Here is an 18,353-nt window from a genome sequence, read left to right as displayed (position 1 = left end):
GTCAGGCGAGCGTCGCGCGGGCGACCTCGAGCAGAGCCTGCTTGACGTCGAGGTCGTCGGTCAGCGGTTCGATCATGGTCGAGGTGACGGCTTCTTCGGCGGAAACACCCGCGGCGATCAGGGAGGCGCAGTAAACCAGCAGCCGCGTCGAGACGCCTTCCTCCAGGTCCTGGCCCTTAAGAGCCCGCAGGCGGCGGGCCAGCAGAAGGAGGGGACGAACGCGCTCCGCGGACAGCCCGCTCTCCGAGGCTACGACGGCAATCTCCTGATCGATCGGGAGGAAGTCGAACTCGATGGCGACGAAGCGCTGGCGCGTCGAAGGCTTCAGTGACTTGAGCAGGGTCTGGTAGCCCGGGTTGTAGGAGACCACGAGCATGAAGGAGTCCGGCGCCTGCAATTCCTCGCCCGTGCGGTCGAGGGGAAGGATGCGGCGGTCGTCGGTCAGCGGATGGAGCACGACTGTCACGTCCTTGCGCGCCTCCACGACCTCGTCGAGGTAGCAGATGCCACCCTCGCGCACGGCGCGGGTCAGCGGGCCGTCAGCCCAGACCGTGTCGCCGCCCTTGAGAAGATAACGTCCGGTGAGATCGGCGGCCGTGAGATCGTCATGGCAGGAAACCGTGTGCAGCGGCAGACCGAGCCGGGATGCCATGTAGGCCACGAACCGGGTCTTGCCACAGCCGGTCGGACCCTTCAGGAGCAGCGGCAGGCGCTTGCGCCAGGCGAGCTCGAAGAGCACGCACTCGTTCCCCGCAGGGACGTAGTAGGGAAGTTCGACGGCGGGCTGCGGCACGGCGTGGAGAAGGGGCTTCATCGGTCAATCCTTCATGATGGTATGGGGAGGGCGGGGCGACCTGATGCAGGCCGCCCTGGAGGAGCCTACTCGGCAGGCTGGAGACCTTGCGCCAGGCGCGGGGCCTTCTCGCGTCCGGGAACGAACACCGCGTAGACGAACATCAGCGCCGAGATCAGGACGAACACGCCGGAGCCGAGGCGGACCCAGTAGAACAGCGCGAGCTGGTCCTGGACGTCCATGTACGACTGCCCGAGCACGCGTTGCAGGTGGACCTGGATGACGCCCGCGAAGGTAAGCGCGAAGGTCATCACCGACATGGCCGTGCACATGATCCAGAAGCTGACGATGCTGAGCATCTGGTTGTACGGGGCACGGCCGAGGATGTGCGGCATGGCATAGGCCATCACGGCGAGGTTGAGCATCACGTACGCGCCGAAGAAGGCAAGGTGGCCGTGGGCGGCGGTGACCTGCGTGCCGTGGGTGTAGTAGTTCACCGAGGACAGGGTGTGCAGGAAGCCCCAGACGCCCGCGCCGAAGAAGGCCATCACGGAGCAGCCGATCGACCACAGAAGGGCCGCACGGTTCGGGTGCTTGCGGCCGGCCTTCCAGGTCATCTGGACGGTGAAGACGACCATGGTGAAGAACGGCGCGACCTCAAGGGTGGAGAACAGCGAGCCGATCCACTGCCAGTAGCCGGGAGCGCCGATCCAGTAGAAGTGGTGGCCCGTGCCGAGGATGCCGGAGAACAGGGCCATGCCGACGATGACGTAGAGCCACTTCTCCACGACCTCGCGGTCGATGCCGTTGAGCTTGATCATCAGGAAGGCAAGGATGGAGGCCATGATCAGCTCCCACACGCCCTCGACCCAGAGATGCACGACGTACCACCAGTACATCTTGTCCAGCGCCAGGTTCGATGGGTTGTAGAAGGAGAACAGGAAGAAGATCGCCACGCCCCACAGCCCGAAGATCAGGATGTTGGTGACAACCGTCTTTCGGCCCTTGAGCGCCGTCATGGTGATGTTGAACAGGAACATCAGGCACACGACGACGATGCCGACCTTGATGATGAAGGGCTGCTCCAGGAACTCGCGGCCCTCATGGATCTTGAACAGGTAGCCGACCACCGCGACGCCGGCGGCGCCGAAGAACATCCAGAACTGGATCTTCGCGAGAAGAGGACTGAAGAGTTCGTTCTCCGTCTCCTCCGGGATCAGGTAGTAAGTTGCGCCCATGAACCCGATCAGCAGCCACACGATCAGCGCGTTCGTGTGGATCATCCTGACCACGTTGAAGGGAATAAGCTCGGACAGGGTGTTGGGGAGGACATAGATCGTGCCGGCGAGGACGCCGAACAGGACCTGGGCGATAAACAGGGCCAGGGCTCCGTAGAAGTAGAGCAGGGCCACCTTTTGCGTTTGGTATTTCATGATGACAGTCCCCTCTCAGCCGGCGTTGTTCGGCGGCCAGTTCTGGGTCTTGATGCGGCTGGTCCATTCCAGGAAATCGGCGAGATCGTTGAGCTCCTGCTCGGTCAGGTCGAACTGCGGCATCTGGCGCCGGCCCTCGATCCCGGTCGGCTGGGCGGCCATCCAGGCCTTGAGCGTCTCGCGGGCTGCGGCCGGATCCTCCTTGCCGCCATAGCGAACCCAGACATTGCCGAGTTCGGGCGCGAAATATGCGCCCTCGCCGAGGATCGAGTGGCAGTTGATGCAGGAGTGCTTCTCCCACACGTGCTTGCCGCGGGCGACGGAGTCATTGAGCGTCGACACGTCGGTGGACGTGGTGTTCATGTAGTAGTGGCTGTGGGCGGTCAGGCCCACGAAGATGGCGAAGAAGAAGAACGAGCCCCCGTAGAACACGTTTCTTGCCGCCGATTTGGTGAGGACTTCAGCCATCACGCGATCCTTCTTGATCGGGCAGGGAGGTAGGAGGTGCGGCCCGGGCCGCGATGTCGGAGGTGCCGAGGCGGGCTCCGGGAGCTGGCCGTCCGGTCGCAAGGGGTGAACATGGCTGATGCCTCGCAGTGAAGTCGCTGTCCGCGCGGAGCGGATGGTCGGCAATCTACAGGAGCAGGCGGAACGCTCTTTGATCTGGCACAAGGTTCGGAGGGACTGCGGCCGTCAGACGCGCAACAGGGGGATCGCGGCGGCAATCCAGGCCGAGGCGGCGACCAGGACCAGCCATGACGACAGCGCGATCCGCCAGCCGGGCGGCACATGGCGGAGCTTGAGGAAGTCCATCAGCATCCACCATCCCTTGGCGACGGTCGCGGTGAGCACGATGCCGCTGCCGACGAGGCCTCCCGCGCCCGCATGTCCCGCGATCATGCTGAGGATGGTGAACAGGACGAGCAGGATCCAGGCGCGTGTCGCCCTTCGTGCGGCAATGCGGGTCATGGCGTCATCCGACCAGGTAGACCAGCGGGTACATCACGACCCAGACGAGGTCGACCATGTGCCAGAAGGCGGTGCCGGTCTTCAGGTTCTCCGGGCTGTCGTGCAGCGCGACCCCCGCGATGATGACGATCCCGAGCACGACGTGGAGGAGATGGAATCCGGTGATGAGGAAGTAGAGCGTGAAGAACGTGTTGGTCTCCAGGCCGATGCCTGCCTCGACCTTGGCCGCGTATTCCACGACCTTGACGGCGGTGAAGACGCAACCCAGGGCCGCCGCTCCGGCGAGCAGCAGACGCGCAGACCTCCGCCGTTCGATCATGCGGGCCTCGACGGCCAATGCGGCCAGCCATCCGCTGGTGATCAGCACGAGCGTGTTCGCGCCGCCGAGGACGGGATCGAGCTGTGCCCGGCCCGCCGCGAAGACGGCGGGCTGAACGACTCCCGTGACGGTGAAGGTCGCGAGAAGAAGCCCGAAGGTCACGACCTCCGTCAGGATGAGCACCCACATCATCGGGTGTCCCGGCAGGTCCGACAGCGCCCCCCAGGGCCTATCCTCTTGCGCAGCGTTCATCGTTCCCAGCCATTCCGTACCTGCCGACATCGATCCTTACGGCGCCCATCCGGCATTCTCGTTGCGCTGCCTCAAACAACTCCCCGGCGTTCCGGTCCATAGAGGGATGGAAACCCATGGACAGGAGAGATCAACCATGACTGATGCACAGGTCGGACTGGTGATGGCGACACCGCTCATCGTCATCTTCGCGGTGATGCTTCACCGGATGGGGGTACTGCGGCTGAGCGGCACGATCGCCGCCGTGACCATGTCGGTGGCCATCGCGGTCACCCTCTTCGTCACCCAGTAGCGCGGATCCGGCGGTCGGGCGCCTATCCCATCGCGACAAGGCCTGCGAGTGGGTCGGGTCCGATGAGGAGCGCATGCCCCTGGAGCACGAACCAGGCATAGGCGACGATCGCAACCAGGGCGGGCAGCATCAGGGGACGCAGCGATGTCCATGGAGCCCGCCCCTGCAACAATGCCTTGAACGGGACGATCGACGTCCCGGCGCTTCGTGTGCGCCAGCGCTCCGAACCCATGCGCTTGCGGGCCTTGAGGTCCAGCAGGAAGAACCCGAGCATCGAGAAGGCCGCCATGCCGCCGAAGAGGAGGACCGCGACGAGGCCTCCGTTCGGCGGGACGTGCGATGCCGCCCAGATCAGGAAACCCCAGAGGACGGGATGGCGCGTGACGGCGACGATCGGGCCGGGTTCCTTGCCGCTCCGCAGCGAGATCGAGAGCGGATTGGGCCACGCGAGACCGGCGATCAGGAGGAACGCGGCGACCGGCATGGCGAGGAAGGGCACATGCCACTGCCAGGAGGCGGGGTCCCAGAGCAGGACCGTCTCCGCCCGCTGCGCAGCCAGGATGAGCCAAGCGAGCAGCCCGAGGGACAGGAGCGAGTAGGCGCTGAGATAGGTCGACCTTCCCATCGTGGCGATCAGGCGTGACCGCAGGCCGGGGCTGGCCGGTATCACGTGGGCTGCGAGGAAGACGGCCAGGGCAATGTAAAACTCGGTCATGGATGGCGCTTCCAGGTTGTGTCCGGCAAGGGAGACGTGACGCGGAGCCGCTCCAGGCTCCGCGTCGGGGCCGCTTTCGGACACTCGGCCTCAGGCTGCCGCGCGGCTGATGCGCACCCGCCAGAGATCGGGTCCATCCGCTTCGTAATCCCATCCAAAGTCGCCCGGGTAGTTGACGTTGAACTGGTAGAGGAGGGGCCTGGGATCGTGGTCGTTCAGGAGCACGAAACCCTCGCCCGGTTGGAGTTGGTCGAAGGTGCTGAAGATCAGGGGGTGGCGCATCCGCGGCATGATCTGGCGGACATCGATGACGGTCTCGGTGACGTTGCAACTGCACATCGGCAAGCATTCCTTGGCGGGCGACCTGGCAGGTTCCGGCCGCTTTACGTGATGAGGTCCGGGTATCCCTGCGGATCCCGGACGAGGGTGGCATCGATGGAAGGCGCATTCGGGAGCCGGTGCAGGAGCGCTCCCGCGCGTCCTCGATGACGGCCCTCCTTCGATGACCGGGACACTCTCCCATCGAGCCCGCCGCTTCTTTGCCCCACCTCAAACAAATACCCACGCGCTCGGCACCTTTAGCCTGGTTGATGCCGCGCAAAGAGGGACAGCGGAAAACTGGTTAGAAGGGGTTATGTGAATCGAACCATCAGCGCGGAGGCCATGATGCCCCTTGAACCCACACAATTCGTCGACGACGTCATGCGGCGCTGGCCCATGACGATCCGGGCCTTCCTGAACCACAAAATGCACTGCGTCGGCTGTCCGATCGCCTGCTTCCACACAGTGGCCGACGCCTGCCGCGAGCATGGCGTCGATCAGGCGGAATTCCTGACCGACCTGAGGGCCATCATCGCGCAGGGGTCCGCTCCCGCAGCCCGGGACGGGTCAGCGCCCGTCCCGGCCCGCTGGCCCGCATGAGGGGAGGGGACTCAGCCCGACGGGCGCTCGGCAAGGATGAACAGCTTGTGCGGGTCCCGGATCGAGATCCTCTGGCGTCCGCTCTCGACGAGGCCCTGGTCCTCCCAGGCGCTCAGGATGCGGCTGACCGTGTGGAGCGTGGTTCCCGTCATCTCCGCGACGTCCTGACGTGAGATCGGGAAGTCGATCCGGATGCCGTCCTCGCCCTTCCGCCCGGCCTGCTTGGCGAGACGCAGGAGCGCGTGGGCGACGCGCCTCTCGACCTGCTCCGTCGACATCTCGACGACCCGGGTGTGGGCGTCCTGAAGGCGGCTTCCGACGGTCTGGATCGTGTTGACGGCGAGCGAGGGATGCTTCGCGACGAGGCGGGGCCAGGCCGCGGACGGCCAGACGAGGGCGAGGCTGTCCACGACGGCGAGGGCCGTCGCCGGGTAGGTGCCACGCCCCATGGCCATGGCGATCCCGAAGATCTCGCCGGGCGTCACATAGCGCACCACGACCTGCTGCCCGTCGGGCGTGACCTTCATGACCCGCAGGTGTCCGTGGAGAAGGATGAAGAAGGAATGAGCCTCCTCGTCCTGCTGGAAGACGCTTGCCCCCTTCTGGTAGCGGATCGATTGCGCTTCCCGGAGGATGTCGTTGAGATCGTCCGGCTCCACCCCCGCGAACATCGGAAGATCGGCCACGAGCGACTTGTCCAGGTTCGGCATTTTACGGATTCCATCTCTCATTCAAGCGTGAGGTCAATGGCATCCCAAGGGAAGGGAGATCACGCCGCGTCGTGCGTGGATCTCGCGGCCCCACCCTGGGCCGGCTGGACGAGGACCATCACCGTACTCGTTGCCCAGCATCACTTACAATGGCGCCGATCCAGCCGAATTGATGCATCTCAAGGCTGCGTATCCTTGTCATGGGAATGGAACACGATTCCGGACGTTTCGACGAAGAACGTCTCCCAGTTTGCGTCAGATCAAACAAGCCCACCGCAACGAGGCGTATGACTTCTCCTCAAGAGCCGGTGAGGCTCGCAGGTTTCAACCAAGGAGAAGGATCATGCGTAAGGTTATCGTGCTCGGCGCTCTCGTGGCTGCCCTCGGATTCGCAGGTGCGGCCGGTGCCGCCGAGGTCGAGGTCAAGATGCTCAACAAGGGCACCGACGGCGTCATGGTGTTCGAGCCGGCGCTGGTGAAGATCAATCCCGGCGATACGGTGAAGTTCGTGGCCTCGGACAAGGGCCACAACGTCGAGACCGTCGATGCCATGGTGCCGGAAGGCGGGCAGAAGTTCGTCGGCAAGATCAACGAGGAGCTTGCCATCACCTTCGACAAGCCCGGCGTGTACGGCTACAAGTGCAAGCCGCACTACGGCATGGGCATGGTCGGGATGATCGTGGTCGGCGACGCGGCCAACGTTGACCAGGCCAAGGCTGCCACGCACCCCGGCAAGGCCAAGCAGGCCTTCGCCAACCTGTTCGACAAGCTCGCCACCACCACGACTGCCGCCAAGTAACGGCGTGCCTTGAGGCCCTTGCGCCGCCGCGGCGATCATGCCGCGGCGGCGCCAACATCCTTGCAGCGCCCGATGGCCACCCTCGACATCAGCTTCAAGCCCGAACGGGCGCACCTTCGCAAGCCGAAGCGCGGTGTCATCACGGAAAGGGTCGTCCCCCAGTCCGTCTCCGGCCGCTACCGCCGCCTGAAGTGGATCGCGCTGGTCTGCTGTCTGGCCATCTATTACGTCATGCCGTTCGTCCGCTGGGCGCGTGGTCCCGGCCAGCCTGACCAGGCCGTGCTCCTCGACCTCGAGCGCGGACGCCTCTATTTCCTCTTCATCGAGATCTGGCCGCAGGAGGTCTACTACCTCACGGGCCTTCTGGTCCTGGCGACGCTGGTCCTCATCTGGCTCAATGCCGTCGCGGGGCGCGTCTGGTGCGGCTACTTCTGTCCGCAGACCGTCTGGACCGACCTGTTCCTTCTCGTCGAGCGCCTCGTCGAGGGTGACCGCAGGGAGCGCCTGAAGAAGCATGACGCCCCGCTGACTGCGCGGCGCGTGCTGGAGATCGGCGTCAAGCATACGATCTGGCTCCTCATCGCCATGGGCACGGGAGGTGCCTTCGTCCTCTACTTCACCGACGCGCCGACGCTTGTGGCCGATCTCGCGACGGGCCGCGCCTCCATGCTCGCCTATGCCTGGGTCGGCATCCTGACCTGCACGACATACACCCTGGCGGGTTTCGCCCGCGAGCAGGTCTGTACCTGGATGTGCCCGTGGCCGCGACTCCAGGGCGCGATCTGGGATCCCGAGGCGCTGACCGTCAACTACCGCGACCGCCGGGGCGAGCCCCGCGCCTCCGCCAAGAAGGCACTGGAGCTGCGTGCGAAGGGAGAACCTGCCGGGGATTGCGTCGACTGCATGCAATGCGTGAACGTCTGCCCGATCGGCATCGACATCCGCGAGGGACCGAACTTCGCCTGCATCAACTGCGGCCTGTGCGTCGACGCCTGCGACAGCGTGATGGCCAAGCTCGACCGTCCGCGTGGCCTCATCGACTACGAGGCCTGGACGAACATCGAGCGTGAACGCAGGAACGAGCCTGCCCGTCGACGCGTGATCAGGCCGAAGACCATCGGTCTCGGGCTGTGCGTCGTGGCACTGGCCGGGGCGATGGGCGTGAGCCTCTCGATGCGGAGCGATGCCAAGATCACCGTCATCCACGACCGCAATCCCGTTGCCGTGAGGCTCTCCGACGGACGGGCCCGAAACGGCTACGCGGTCCGGCTCTACAACAAGGCCGATGTCGAACGCTCGTTTCGGCTGGAGGTCTCCGGGTTGCACGCCGCGACCGTCGAGACCGTCGGCGAGGACGGCCCGGTGAGGGTAGCCGCTGACACGACCCGCGAATTGCGCGTGCTCGTCACGGCTCCTGCGGACGACAGGCAGCCCATCGCATTCACCGCGACCGACGTCGCCTCGGACGGCGCCGTGACGGCGCAGGACGTGTTCATTCCAGTCGAAGGAGGCCGATGATGGCTCCGATCCCACGCCTGCGCGATTACGAGGGACCCGCGCTCCTCTCATACGGCTTCCGGCCGTTCTTCCTCCTCGGCTCCCTCTATGCCGGCCTCGCGATCCTGGCCTGGCTGCCGGTGTTCTATGGAGAGTTGGAGCTGTCGATCGCTTTCGCCCCGCGCGACTGGCACATCCACGAGATGCTGTACGGGTATCTCCCGGCCGTGATCACCGGCTTCCTGCTGACGGCCGTCCCGAACTGGACCGGGCGCATGCCGCTCCAGGGGCGGCCCCTGCTCGCCATCGTGCTGACCTGGGTCGCAGGCCGCCTCGCCGTCACGACGTCGGCTTGGATCGGCTGGGAGTCCGCGGCGCTCGTCGACAACGCGTTTCTGCTGCTTGTGGGCGCGGCCATGGCCCGCGAGATCGTCAGGGGCAGGAACTGGCGCAACCTCAAGGTGCTGGTTGCGCTGGGGGTTCTCACGATCGGCAACATCGTTTTCCACATCGAGGCTCATGTCCTCGGTGCCGCCGACTACGGCATCCGCATCGGGATTGCCGCCACTATGATGCTGATCATGCTGGTCGGCGGGCGCATCATCCCGAGCTTCACCCGCAATTGGCTCGCACGCGAGAACCCCGGCCGCTTGCCGGCATCGTTCGGCCGCTTCGACGTGGTCTCGATGGTCGCGGCCGGCACCGCGCTTCTGGCATGGATCGCCGCACCGGACCTGCTCGTCACCGGCGCGGCCCTGATCGTCGCCGGGCTGCTCCAGGCGATACGGCTTGGCCGTTGGGCGGGCGAGCGTACCTGGAGGGACCGTCTCGTCCTGATCCTGCACGTGGCTTATGGATTCGTGCCGCTCGGCTTCGTCCTGACTGGTCTGGCATCCCTGGGCCTGATCTCCACCGGCGCGGGTATCCATGCCTGGACGGGCGGCGCCATGGGCGTGATGACGCTGGCGGTGATGTCCCGGGCAAGCCTCGGCCATACGGGGAGGGCGCTCGTCGCCACGGCCCCCGTCCAGCTCCTTTACGGGCTGATCGTCGCGGCCGCCGTCGCGCGCATATGCGCGGCGATCCATCCCGCCTGGAGCGGCACGCTGCTGCACCTGGCCGGAGGAGGCTGGGCCGCCGCCTTCTTGGGGTTCGGGCTGGCCTACTGGAACGTATTCACCCGCCCTCGGGTGAAGTCCTGAGGGGCCGTGCGGTTCCCTTCTCCGGCGAACGGCCGTATCCTGGAGGACAGTCGCGGGACAGTCGGAGGGTAGCTCCGTCGGTGTCCTGCACGGACCTTGCATTACTGCCGGGAACCACGGTTAACGCCCACCTGTTACGCAGGCGGTCCAGCGCGGGCCTGTCGGGCCGAGGGAGTGAACTGTCCGTTGACGGCACGGATCGCCACCGCAATGCCCGTTGGAGGGACGAGTGAGTTACGAAGCAAAGGGACGCAGGTTCCTCCACACGCATCCGAGGATGGCCGAACTCCTGGTCGATGCCGTCACCGACATTGCCCTCGTCGTGCTGGACACGGATGGACGGATCACAAGCTGGAATGCCGGTGCGGAAGATATCAGTGGCTGGCGTGAGGACGAAATCCTGGGCCGACACTTCTCGATGCTGTATCCGCCGGAGGCCATCGAGGACGGCAAGCCCGCAAGGGAGCTTGCCATGGTGCGTGAGACAGGTCGGCATCAGGAGCAGGGCGTACGCTTGCGAAAGGACGGGTCAAGCTACATCGCTTACGTCGTGGTGACGCCCCTGCGGGACGAGACTGACGAGATCCATGGATACGCCAAGGTCATCCGGGATGTCACTGAACGGGTGGTGGCGGAGGAGTCGCTACGGGCCCGGGAGGCCCATCTCCGCTCGATCCTGGAGACCGTCCCGGATGCCATGGTCGTCATCGACGAGCAGGCGCGGATCCAATCCTTCAGCGCGACTGCCGTAAGGCAATTCGGGTACGACCCGGGAGAGGTCGTCGGCCGGAACGTCAGCATTCTCATGCCGGAACCCTACCGCAGCCAGCATGACAGCTACATGCATCGGTATCTCGCGACCGGCGAGCGCCGCATCATCGGCATCGGACGTGTGGTCGTCGGCCAGCGCAAGGACGGCTCGACCTTCCCCATGGAACTCGCAGTGGGCGAGATGCACTCCGGTGGGATGCGTTTCTTCACCGGATTCGTGCGCGACCTTTCGGAGCGCCAAAGGACCGAGACACGCCTCCAGGAGCTTCAGTCCGAGCTTGTTCACATGTCGCGGTTCACCGCCCTTGGCGAGATGGCCTCGACACTGGCCCACGAGATCAACCAGCCCCTGACAGCCATTGCCAATTATCTCAAGGGGTGCCGGCGCATCCTTCAGCGCATGGAGGGGGACCAGGTGGCCATGCTGCGGGACGCCGTCAACCAGGCGGCTGACCAGGCCTTACGGGCGGGACAGGTGATCCGGCATCTACGCGAGTTCGTGGCCCGCGGCGAGAGCGAGCGAAACATCGAGAGCCTGCCCAGGCTGATAGAGGAGGCCAGCGCCCTCGCCCTCGTCGGAGCGAAGGAAAAGGGGGTTCGCGTCACCTTCAGCCTCGATCCGAATGCCCCCCTCGTGCTCGCCGACCGCATCCAGATCCAGCAGGTCCTGCTGAACCTCGTCCGCAACGCCATCGAGGCGATGCAGGATCAGCCCCGCCGGGAGCTCGTCATCAGGACAAGTGCGATGCCTGAGGAACGCATGGTCGCCATCAGTGTCGAAGACACGGGGAGCGGCATTGCGCCGGAGATCGCGGAAAACCTGTTCCAGCCTTTCGTGACGACGAAGAAGAACGGAATGGGTGTGGGCCTGTCGATCTGCCGTACCATCATCGAGTCGCATGGGGGTAAGATCGCTGTCGAAGGCAAGCCGGGAGGTGGGACGACGTTCATCCTGACCCTGCGCACGGTTGATCGGGAGGAGCTGGCAAATGCCGAATGAGCAGGTCGTGCACGTGGTCGATGACGATCTGGCCGTGCGCCAGTCGCTTTCCTTCCTGCTGGGGTCGGACGGTCTGCCCGTGCGCCTGCACGAGTCCGCCTCGGCATTCCTGGAAAGCGTGGACGACGCGGCTGTCGGGTGCATCGTGACGGACGTGCGCATGCCCGGCATCGACGGCATCGAGCTGCTGCGCCGCCTCAGGGCAGGCGGCATCACCCTTCCGGTCATCGTGATGACGGGGCACGCCGACGTGCCCATGGCCGTCGAGGCCATGAGGGAGGGCGCCGTCGATTTCATTGAGAAACCGTTTGACGACGATGTTTTCCTTGCGTCTGTTCGCTCGGCGCTGAGGCTCCGTGAGCAGCATGCCCAACGCGAAGCGCAGGTCAGCATGGCGCAGACCCGCATCCAGTCCCTCTCCGAGCGTGAGCGGCAGGTCCTGGATGGGCTGGTGGCCGGCAAGGCGAACAAGGTGATTGCCTTCGATCTCGGCATCAGCCCCCGCACGGTGGAAATCTACCGTGCGAACGTCATGACCAAGATGCTGGCAGGCAGCCTCTCCGAACTGGTACGCATGACCCTGCGAACGGAAGTCGACCCGGATGTCTGGAGACAAGGCCCCTAAGGGGAATACCGGAATGGGATGATGACGGCTGTCGAGGCATGATGCCCGTCGATGATCTCGTTGGTCACGCTCCGAGGTTGCCCAGCAACAGGATACCGTCATGCCCATGATCACGGGGCCGGTCATCGTGGTCGACGACGACGATGCGGTCAGGCAATCGCTGAAGTTCGCGCTTGAACTCGAGGGGCTGAGCGTCCGTCTTTACCGGGACGGCGACCACCTTCTCGCGGAGAGCGATCTGCCCCGCATGGGTTGTCTCGTCATCGATTACCAGATGGCGGGGATCGACGGCGTCGACCTCGTGAAACGGCTGCGCGCCCGCCGTGTCTACCTGCCTGCAATCCTGATCACGACCAAGTGCACACCCGGACTGCTGGAGCGCGCCCGGCGGGTCGGCTTCCGGCAGGTGCTGGAGAAGCCCCTTGAGGACGGTTCCCTGCTCGAAGGCATTCGCGGCGCCTTGGCGGTGGCATGAAGGGGCGCTTGCCTCGGGACGGACCTTCCGACGGCGACGAGCCAGGGGATGGCCGCTGAAGAGGCCGGCATGCTGCCGGAGGTCCCGCATCCCGAACCTTTCGAACTGCTCCGGGCCGAGGAAGCCTGCCATGCCGGAGAGGGAAACTCCTCGGCGGGGTGAGATCGCCCGGGAGGTGCCGTAGGATGGGCGGGAGGTCCGTTGCACGCCATGGCCCTCGCTGCCGACCGCAGGCCGGACGCCGCGTTGGTCGACCTGAACCTGCCTGACGGATTCACCGGGCCCGAGATCGGGACCGCCCTGGCCGAGAGGTTCGGCGTCAAGGTACTGTTCGTGACAGCGAACGTGGAGCGTGCGCCCGTGGGCCACGGCGGGGTCATCGGGGTCCTTGGGAAGCCGTACTCGCCGCGGGAGCTCGGGATCAGGCTCAATGAGCTGGCAGGAACCCGTGTCTGAAGGAATGGCCCCGGTGCGGGTCCGGATGGATTGCGGTGCGGCATGGTCTTGATGAAATCCGACCGGCTTGTCCCGGCTGCGCTGATCACGTTGACCCTCGTTCCGGTGGGTGCTGGCGCCGTCCGTCTCGCGGGGTTGGCCGGTGGCGCGGAGATCACCCCGGACAACGCGCGGTTCTTCGCCTCGCCCCTGCCGGCGGTGCTCCATATCGTCGGCGCCACTCTCTTCTGCATCATGGGTGCGTTTCAGTTTGCCCCTGCGTTGCGGCGCGGGAACCCCGGTTGGCATCGGCGCGGGGGATGGCTCCTGATCGCATCCGGTCTCGTCGCGACGCTCTCGGGCCTGTGGATGACCCAATTCTATTCGCGTGCCTGGAACGACGGCGACCTGCTATATGGCCTCCGGCTGACGTTCGGCTGGGCGATGGCAGTATCAATCGTCCTCGGCTTCGTTGCGATCAAGCGACGCGACGTCGTACGGCACCGCGCGTGGATCATGCGTGCCTATGCAATCGGGATGGGCGCAGGCACCCAAGCCATCATTCACCTTCCCTGGTTCCTGGTCGCAGGTGTGCCGGGGGAACTCGCCCGGGGGCTGCTCATGGGAGCAGGCTAGGCCATCAATCTTGCTGTCGCCGAGCGGATCATCCGCCGTGGTCCGGGTGCGGCGCAGCGAGCGGCGGCGCCGTGAGGCAGTTGAGGTGGCACGTTCCGGAAATCAGCCGGGGCGGTGAGAGCTGGAGCCGCCGCCCACCTGAACCGATGATGGCCGGGCGGCAGTCATCCGCCAGCAACCCGATGGGTGAGGGACTGGCCTCGGCGCCCGCGACACCCCGTTGGAGGCGCCGCAAGGTAAAGCTGTTGAACTTTGCGCTGGATCAAAGATATCCGCACCAAGACATCTAGGGTGTCGAAGTCACGCCTTTCGCCGGGGTACTCAAGTGCGGGCCAACTAAACTCACCCAAGTGGGGAGTTCTATGTTTTACCATTTCAACTTGACCGATGGCGATGAAGTCATCCGTGATGAAGTAGGGGTCCGCGTGCCCGGCATTGATGTCGCTGTGACGTCCGCCACAGAGGTCATTGCGGAACTCAAACAGGAAGATCCCTCCCATTCCGATGAATGGCATGACTGGAGGCTTGAGATTGCTGATCCGTCGGGTTTGGTTGTCAGAACCATCCCGCTGAAGCCCAAGGCTCGCCTTCATTGCACATGAAAGCTTTCAGGGAACCAGGAGTGGAAATCCAAAAAATGGTCGTTGAAGCGTAGCTCTCGCATCCGCGAAGAGCTTTCGACCAAACTCAACCGTAGGGGCAAATACGGGTTGCGGGCCACGCACACGGTCAAAAGGCCGTGCGTGGCTTTTTTTTTGATCGAGCGCCGCTGGGGAAAGGCCATCGCGACAACCACAAAGCGCGGTCTTCAGGCCCCGGATGGCCCCTGCCTAGGGCAGCGTCAGCGCAGCCCCACGGGGCTTCACTTCAATGTGTCGGTCGCCGCAAGGTCATGCCACCCTCCTCAAGCGGTGATCCGCAGGGCCTGCGGCTGGACACCCATGCGCCCCAGGGTGGCCGCAACTGGTCACATGATGAGTCCTCGCGGTCTTCTGTGCCGGTCGGAACTCAGGCTCCGGCAGCGACACGACCAAGTCCATGGGGCCCGACCGTTCCGTCCCCTGATCCAGATCAAGGAACCCGCGGCCGTGCCACGTTAGCATGGCTGAGGCACGCGCCAGCCAGGCAGCGTTCACATCCCAAGGGAGGGGAGATGCCCAAGGCTCTTGCCATCTCGGTTGCCAGTGTGTCTGCCGTGTGTCTCGTCGGCGCTTGGGGCGTTCGGGCTCGTGATGGCCGAGATGCCCGGAAAGCGTGGGATGCACTCGCCGCAAGGGCCGCGCGGCCTATGGCCCGGTTCGACCTTAAGATGGTTGCTGGCCTGCCTGATCCGGCCCGACGCTACTTCATGTTCGCGATCACCGCGGGCACGCCTCTCCGCATGGTGGCCGAGCTCAAGATGGCGGGCGAGATCGGCTTGGGCGACCAAGAGCGGCCGAACTACCAGCCCATGAACGCTGAAGAAATCCTCGCGCCCCCGCACGGGTTCGTTTGGATGCCCTGGATCGGCACAGGATTGCGCCGCGTCTCGGGATCCGATGGCTGCATGGAAGACCGGGCCTGGACCCGTTTCTGGCTCCTCGACACCGTGCCGGTGGCGCGCAGCCGCTCCACTCCCGATCTCGTCCGCTCGGCCCGGGCCAGGGCCGTGGCCGAGTCCCTCTGGGTTCCTGCATCGCTCCTTCCGGCCAACGGCGTCACCTGGGAGTCCATCGACGACGACGCGGCGCGGGCTGTCTTCCCTTACGCTGGCGAGCGTTTTGCCCTGGAGCTGACCGTTGCGGCGGACGGGCGACCGCTCGCCGTTGCCATGCAGCGCTGGACGAATGCCAACCCGCAACGGCTCTTCCGCCATCAACCGTTCGGCGCGACGGTTGTGGAAACCGGGACCTTCGGGGGCAACACGATCCCGACCCGCATCGATGCCAGCAATGGCTTCGGAACCGAGGCGTACTTCCCGTTCTTCCGCGCCAGGGTGACCGAGGCGAGCTTTCGATGACCATTGCGCAAGTAGATCCTACCGCTGTGGCCCCATGAGGGCGAAGGCGTGTTCGGCGCAGAACACGTGGCTGTGCAAATTGGCGATCCACTGCCGGCCCGCAGCCGTCACGTTCAGGTAGCCGATCGCCTCCTCCAGGTGCGGCGAGACGCTGGTCCAGTAGAAATCCGGGAAACGCTCGACTAGGTCCGCCGGGGAGGCGTAGCCGAGCTGGCGGTTGAGGCCGATCTCCTCGAACTCATAGAACAGCGCATTCGCCTTCTTCAGGTGCAGGGGATCGCCGAGCTGGCCGATCAGGTCGGCCGCCTGGACCAGTCGTCCCTCGCGGTTCTCCGGGGCATTGTCGCCAGACGCGCCCGCGGGAAAGCGCGTGAACTCGATGGCGCGCTCCAGCCGCTCGGCATCAAGCGTCGGCGATGCTCCCAAGCGTTCCCTGACGAAGAGTTTGGAGCGATCGACATGATAGGGTGTGAGCGCCGCGTCAGAAGCGCCGCGCTCCAGGGTCACGGTCCGCCCGTCCGCACCCACGACAAATCTGTCCTTCCCATCCCCTTTCAGGATGCCGCGGACATAGCCGATGTCGTGCAGCAGGCAGGCGACGATGAGATGGGAGTAGTCCAGCGGCTCAAGGCGCTCGGTGAGTATGCGCCCGCGCAGGATGTCCCGGCCGACCAGGGTGACGAGGAAGGTATGCTCCACGTTGTGGTAGAGGGCATCGCTCTTGCCCAGGCATTCCAGGGCGACGCGTGCGATGCCGTCGAGCCGCTCGGCCTCGTCCTGATACGAGGAGCTGAACAGCCGCCGGAAGTCCTCCGCGAGGTCCTTGCCGAGTTCATCGGCCACGATCGCCGGCATCGTCATCATGGGAGCCTCCCTCGACGCAGTCCGCACCAGGCGAGTATAGCCGAAATCCTCCCGAGGCGCCGCCGGGAAGCACCGCGGGTTTGCGCTGGATCAACGTTCGGAGATGCGGTCTCCAGCATCCTGCATTGCGCAGCATGGAGGCGACCATGGGTTTGGCAGCGACGATCAGGCAATGGCGATCGATTTTGGCGCAGGCGCATGAATTCGATGCCCTCGGACCGGACCAGAGGGAGGCACTGGCCCGCGACATCGGGGTTCCGGAGGACGTGGTGGTCCGCCTTGTGGCGCGGGGCGCGAAGGCAGGTGCGGAGTTGCCGCGGCTGATGCAGGCACTCTCCCTCGACCCTGAAGGGATCAGGCACTGGCGGGCCGCGCTGATGCGCGACATGAGCGTGAGCTGCTCGGAATGTGCGGCGGTCGCCCGCTGCCGGCGGGATCTCGACCGCGGACAGGCGTCCTTGACCTACCGCGGGTACTGCCCCAACGCGGAGACGCTGCGGGAGCTGCGCGGTGAACGGTCCGTCGATCTCAGCTTCTCGTGAGCTAGGGTCGACCCATGGCCAATGGGACGATGCCCACCTGCTCCCACACGGATAATTCCGGAGTAGGAGGGTCGCACCGTTGCGGGCATGGTGCGGCATGATCTGAGAGGAGCCATGACAATGGTTAAAGTTATTGAAACGATATTTTTAGGCCCGGGTGACTTCTGCTGCAACCTCCTCGGTGTTGGTCAAGAGAATAACCGTGACCTGGTCCGGATGCTGATCAACTCATTCATCTGGATGGCGGTCGGCAGCATCTACATGGCAATTGTCATCTAGCCGAAGCCAAAGACTTCGATCCCACCGAACCTGTCTCTGATGAGGAGAGAGGTCTTCAGATGGCGCTTGAATCTGCTTAGAGCCGGATCGAGATAACCCTCAGCGCTAGGTGGAGGTTGTCAGAATCCTTTCTATTAGGGGATTCCGCGAAATCCTACCTGTAGGCAGTTGAGGATCTGCGTGTGGAATGGGTGATCCCGGAAGGTCTCCAAAAGGCACGGGGCTGACCTTAGCCGTACTTCCGCACTGCTGAAATGAGCGGACCTTTGCGCGAACCCGCTGAAGGACGCTGGATGACCGAGCCTGTGTCAAAACACGATCCGGCCGCTCTGTCGAGCAATTCGATTTCGTGCGAGCCGAGATAAACCGGGAAATCCTCGGTACAGAAGCGTGAACTTGAACAAAAATTTCGTCGAGATCTGGCGGCACTGAGTTTTGACACAGGCTCGACCCACAACAGACATTCCCTTAGTCGGGCGAGAATGATCCGCCGCATCCTGGAAGAAGGTGGGTCCGTTCGGGAGCTGCGGCCGGCTTTGGTGTCGGGGAACGCACCGCCGGAGATCCGGTCGCCAAGAAGCCTTCCAAGCGTCCTCATGCAAGGATCAACTCCGTGAAGGCGGCTGCGGCCCTGCCTGAAGAGGACAATTTGCGATCCCGGCACATCGGCGAAGGAACGGCATCGCACTGTCAGCGGTATCCAATTCCCATCAGATAATCCCGCATGATCGCTTCCTCGTTCTCCGACTCTCTCAGGAGAACCTGGAGCATGTCCCGCGCATTCAGCACCCCCTGGGGCCGAAGATCCCGGTCCACGACCGGAAT

General features: G+C 64.7%; 24 protein-coding genes. 14 read left to right on the top strand and 10 right to left on the bottom strand.

The genetic code is table 11. The annotated features are described in order from the left end of the window. Nucleotide 1 precedes the first annotated feature (1 nt). The 5 genes from IC232_RS23520 to IC232_RS23500 all read right to left on the bottom strand — a co-directional run bounded on the left by IC232_RS23520 (nucleotide 2) and on the right by IC232_RS23500 (nucleotide 3,766). Entirely contained in the window at nucleotides 2-814 is an 813-nt protein-coding gene (locus IC232_RS23520; RefSeq protein WP_190847387.1) for a CbbQ/NirQ/NorQ/GpvN family protein, read from the bottom strand. Between the two features lie 65 nt (nucleotides 815-879). Then, entirely contained in the window at nucleotides 880-2,226 is a 1,347-nt protein-coding gene (locus tag IC232_RS23515) for a cbb3-type cytochrome c oxidase subunit I (protein ID WP_190847386.1), read from the bottom strand. A 15-nt stretch (nucleotides 2,227-2,241) separates the two neighbouring features. Beyond that, the gene (locus IC232_RS23510; protein WP_190847385.1) at nucleotides 2,242-2,694 is read right to left on the bottom strand and encodes a c-type cytochrome; all 453 of its coding nucleotides are present in this window, start codon (nucleotides 2,692-2,694) and stop codon (nucleotides 2,242-2,244) included. Between the two features lie 225 nt (nucleotides 2,695-2,919). Continuing rightward, nucleotides 2,920-3,195, bottom strand: coding sequence for a cytochrome C oxidase subunit IV family protein (locus tag IC232_RS23505; protein WP_190847384.1), 276 nt, complete (start codon nucleotides 3,193-3,195; stop codon nucleotides 2,920-2,922). A gap of 4 nt (nucleotides 3,196-3,199) precedes the next feature. Then, complete coding sequence (locus IC232_RS23500) at nucleotides 3,200-3,766, bottom strand: cytochrome c oxidase subunit 3 family protein (RefSeq protein WP_190847383.1); 567 nt, start codon at nucleotides 3,764-3,766, stop codon at nucleotides 3,200-3,202. Between the two features lie 136 nt (nucleotides 3,767-3,902). On the opposite strand from IC232_RS23500, the gene IC232_RS23495 reads away from it, so the two are divergent. Further along, nucleotides 3,903-4,058 carry a hypothetical protein gene (locus IC232_RS23495; protein ID WP_190847382.1) on the top strand — a complete coding sequence of 52 codons (156 nt, stop codon included), beginning with the start codon at nucleotides 3,903-3,905 and terminating at the stop codon, nucleotides 4,056-4,058. A 22-nt stretch (nucleotides 4,059-4,080) separates the two neighbouring features. On the opposite strand, the gene IC232_RS23490 is transcribed toward IC232_RS23495, so the two are convergent. Both IC232_RS23490 and IC232_RS23485 read right to left on the bottom strand, forming a co-directional pair. After that, nucleotides 4,081-4,773, bottom strand: coding sequence for an NnrU family protein (locus IC232_RS23490; RefSeq protein ID WP_190847381.1), 693 nt, complete (start codon nucleotides 4,771-4,773; stop codon nucleotides 4,081-4,083). Between the two features lie 90 nt (nucleotides 4,774-4,863). Continuing rightward, a complete protein-coding gene (locus IC232_RS23485) occupies nucleotides 4,864-5,112 on the bottom strand; it encodes a DUF2249 domain-containing protein (RefSeq protein ID WP_190847380.1) in 249 nt (82 codons plus the stop codon). Nucleotides 5,113-5,409: 297 nt separating this feature from the next. Between IC232_RS23485 and IC232_RS23480 the strand changes: the two genes are divergently transcribed. Next, complete coding sequence (locus IC232_RS23480; protein ID WP_409564957.1) at nucleotides 5,410-5,694, top strand: DUF1858 domain-containing protein; 285 nt, start codon at nucleotides 5,410-5,412, stop codon at nucleotides 5,692-5,694. 11 nt (nucleotides 5,695-5,705) lie between these two features. On the opposite strand, the gene IC232_RS23475 is transcribed toward IC232_RS23480, so the two are convergent. Then, nucleotides 5,706-6,404 (bottom strand): Crp/Fnr family transcriptional regulator, encoded by a 699-nt coding sequence (locus IC232_RS23475; RefSeq protein ID WP_190847379.1) that lies wholly within the window; start codon nucleotides 6,402-6,404, stop codon nucleotides 5,706-5,708. A 343-nt stretch (nucleotides 6,405-6,747) separates the two neighbouring features. Between IC232_RS23475 and IC232_RS23470 the strand changes: the two genes are divergently transcribed. The 8 genes from IC232_RS23470 to IC232_RS23435 all read left to right on the top strand — a co-directional run bounded on the left by IC232_RS23470 (nucleotide 6,748) and on the right by IC232_RS23435 (nucleotide 13,844). Beyond that, on the top strand, nucleotides 6,748-7,203 hold the full coding sequence (locus IC232_RS23470) for a pseudoazurin (RefSeq protein ID WP_190847378.1): 456 nt from the start codon (nucleotides 6,748-6,750) through the stop codon (nucleotides 7,201-7,203). 72 nt (nucleotides 7,204-7,275) lie between these two features. Further along, nucleotides 7,276-8,721 carry a cytochrome c oxidase accessory protein CcoG gene (gene ccoG / locus IC232_RS23465; protein WP_190847377.1) on the top strand — a complete coding sequence of 482 codons (1,446 nt, stop codon included), beginning with the start codon at nucleotides 7,276-7,278 and terminating at the stop codon, nucleotides 8,719-8,721. After that, nucleotides 8,721-9,902 carry an NnrS family protein gene (locus IC232_RS23460; protein ID WP_190847376.1) on the top strand — a complete coding sequence of 394 codons (1,182 nt, stop codon included), beginning with the start codon at nucleotides 8,721-8,723 and terminating at the stop codon, nucleotides 9,900-9,902. Before ccoG ends, IC232_RS23460 begins: the two co-directional genes overlap by 1 nt. A gap of 277 nt (nucleotides 9,903-10,179) precedes the next feature. Next, nucleotides 10,180-11,673 carry a PAS domain S-box protein gene (locus tag IC232_RS23455; protein ID WP_190847417.1) on the top strand — a complete coding sequence of 498 codons (1,494 nt, stop codon included), beginning with the start codon at nucleotides 10,180-10,182 and terminating at the stop codon, nucleotides 11,671-11,673. Then, nucleotides 11,663-12,298, top strand: a complete 636-nt coding sequence (fixJ, locus tag IC232_RS23450; RefSeq protein ID WP_190847375.1) for a response regulator FixJ — start codon at nucleotides 11,663-11,665, stop codon at nucleotides 12,296-12,298. Before IC232_RS23455 ends, fixJ begins: the two co-directional genes overlap by 11 nt. A 100-nt stretch (nucleotides 12,299-12,398) precedes the next feature. After that, nucleotides 12,399-12,773: a response regulator gene (locus tag IC232_RS23445; protein ID WP_190847374.1), complete on the top strand. Its 375-nt coding sequence runs from the start codon at nucleotides 12,399-12,401 to the stop codon at nucleotides 12,771-12,773. A 210-nt stretch (nucleotides 12,774-12,983) separates the two neighbouring features. Continuing rightward, a complete protein-coding gene (locus IC232_RS23440; protein ID WP_190847373.1) occupies nucleotides 12,984-13,229 on the top strand; it encodes a hypothetical protein in 246 nt (81 codons plus the stop codon). Between the two features lie 42 nt (nucleotides 13,230-13,271). Further along, nucleotides 13,272-13,844, top strand: a complete 573-nt coding sequence (locus IC232_RS23435) for a DUF2306 domain-containing protein (RefSeq protein ID WP_190847372.1) — start codon at nucleotides 13,272-13,274, stop codon at nucleotides 13,842-13,844. Nucleotides 13,845-13,872: 28 nt separating this feature from the next. Here the strand turns inward: IC232_RS23435 and IC232_RS23430 are convergent, their stop codons facing one another. Further along, the gene (locus IC232_RS23430) at nucleotides 13,873-14,079 is read right to left on the bottom strand and encodes a hypothetical protein (RefSeq protein ID WP_190847371.1); all 207 of its coding nucleotides are present in this window, start codon (nucleotides 14,077-14,079) and stop codon (nucleotides 13,873-13,875) included. A gap of 127 nt (nucleotides 14,080-14,206) precedes the next feature. Between IC232_RS23430 and IC232_RS23425 the strand changes: the two genes are divergently transcribed. Continuing rightward, nucleotides 14,207-14,446, top strand: coding sequence for a DUF6894 family protein (locus tag IC232_RS23425; RefSeq protein ID WP_190847370.1), 240 nt, complete (start codon nucleotides 14,207-14,209; stop codon nucleotides 14,444-14,446). A gap of 551 nt (nucleotides 14,447-14,997) precedes the next feature. Further along, the gene (locus IC232_RS23420; protein ID WP_190847369.1) at nucleotides 14,998-15,843 is read left to right on the top strand and encodes a DUF6544 family protein; all 846 of its coding nucleotides are present in this window, start codon (nucleotides 14,998-15,000) and stop codon (nucleotides 15,841-15,843) included. 18 nt (nucleotides 15,844-15,861) lie between these two features. Here IC232_RS23420 and IC232_RS23415 read toward each other — a convergent pair whose 3' ends face one another. Continuing rightward, on the bottom strand, nucleotides 15,862-16,707 hold the full coding sequence (locus tag IC232_RS23415) for an HD domain-containing protein (protein WP_190847368.1): 846 nt from the start codon (nucleotides 16,705-16,707) through the stop codon (nucleotides 15,862-15,864). A 146-nt stretch (nucleotides 16,708-16,853) separates the two neighbouring features. On the opposite strand from IC232_RS23415, the gene IC232_RS23410 reads away from it, so the two are divergent. Together IC232_RS23410 and IC232_RS23405 are read left to right on the top strand one after the other, a co-directional pair. Next, nucleotides 16,854-17,249, top strand: coding sequence for a DUF6455 family protein (locus IC232_RS23410; protein ID WP_190847367.1), 396 nt, complete (start codon nucleotides 16,854-16,856; stop codon nucleotides 17,247-17,249). Between the two features lie 120 nt (nucleotides 17,250-17,369). Beyond that, nucleotides 17,370-17,528: a hypothetical protein gene (locus tag IC232_RS23405; protein ID WP_190847366.1), complete on the top strand. Its 159-nt coding sequence runs from the start codon at nucleotides 17,370-17,372 to the stop codon at nucleotides 17,526-17,528. The last annotated feature ends 825 nt before the right edge of the window (nucleotides 17,529-18,353 follow it).

This window comes from Microvirga sp., from assembly GCF_014699075.1.
Classification (GTDB): domain Bacteria; phylum Pseudomonadota; class Alphaproteobacteria; order Rhizobiales; family Beijerinckiaceae; genus Microvirga.
Note: the sequence above shows the minus strand (reverse complement) of the source record. Positions and strands in the feature narration are given on the sequence as shown.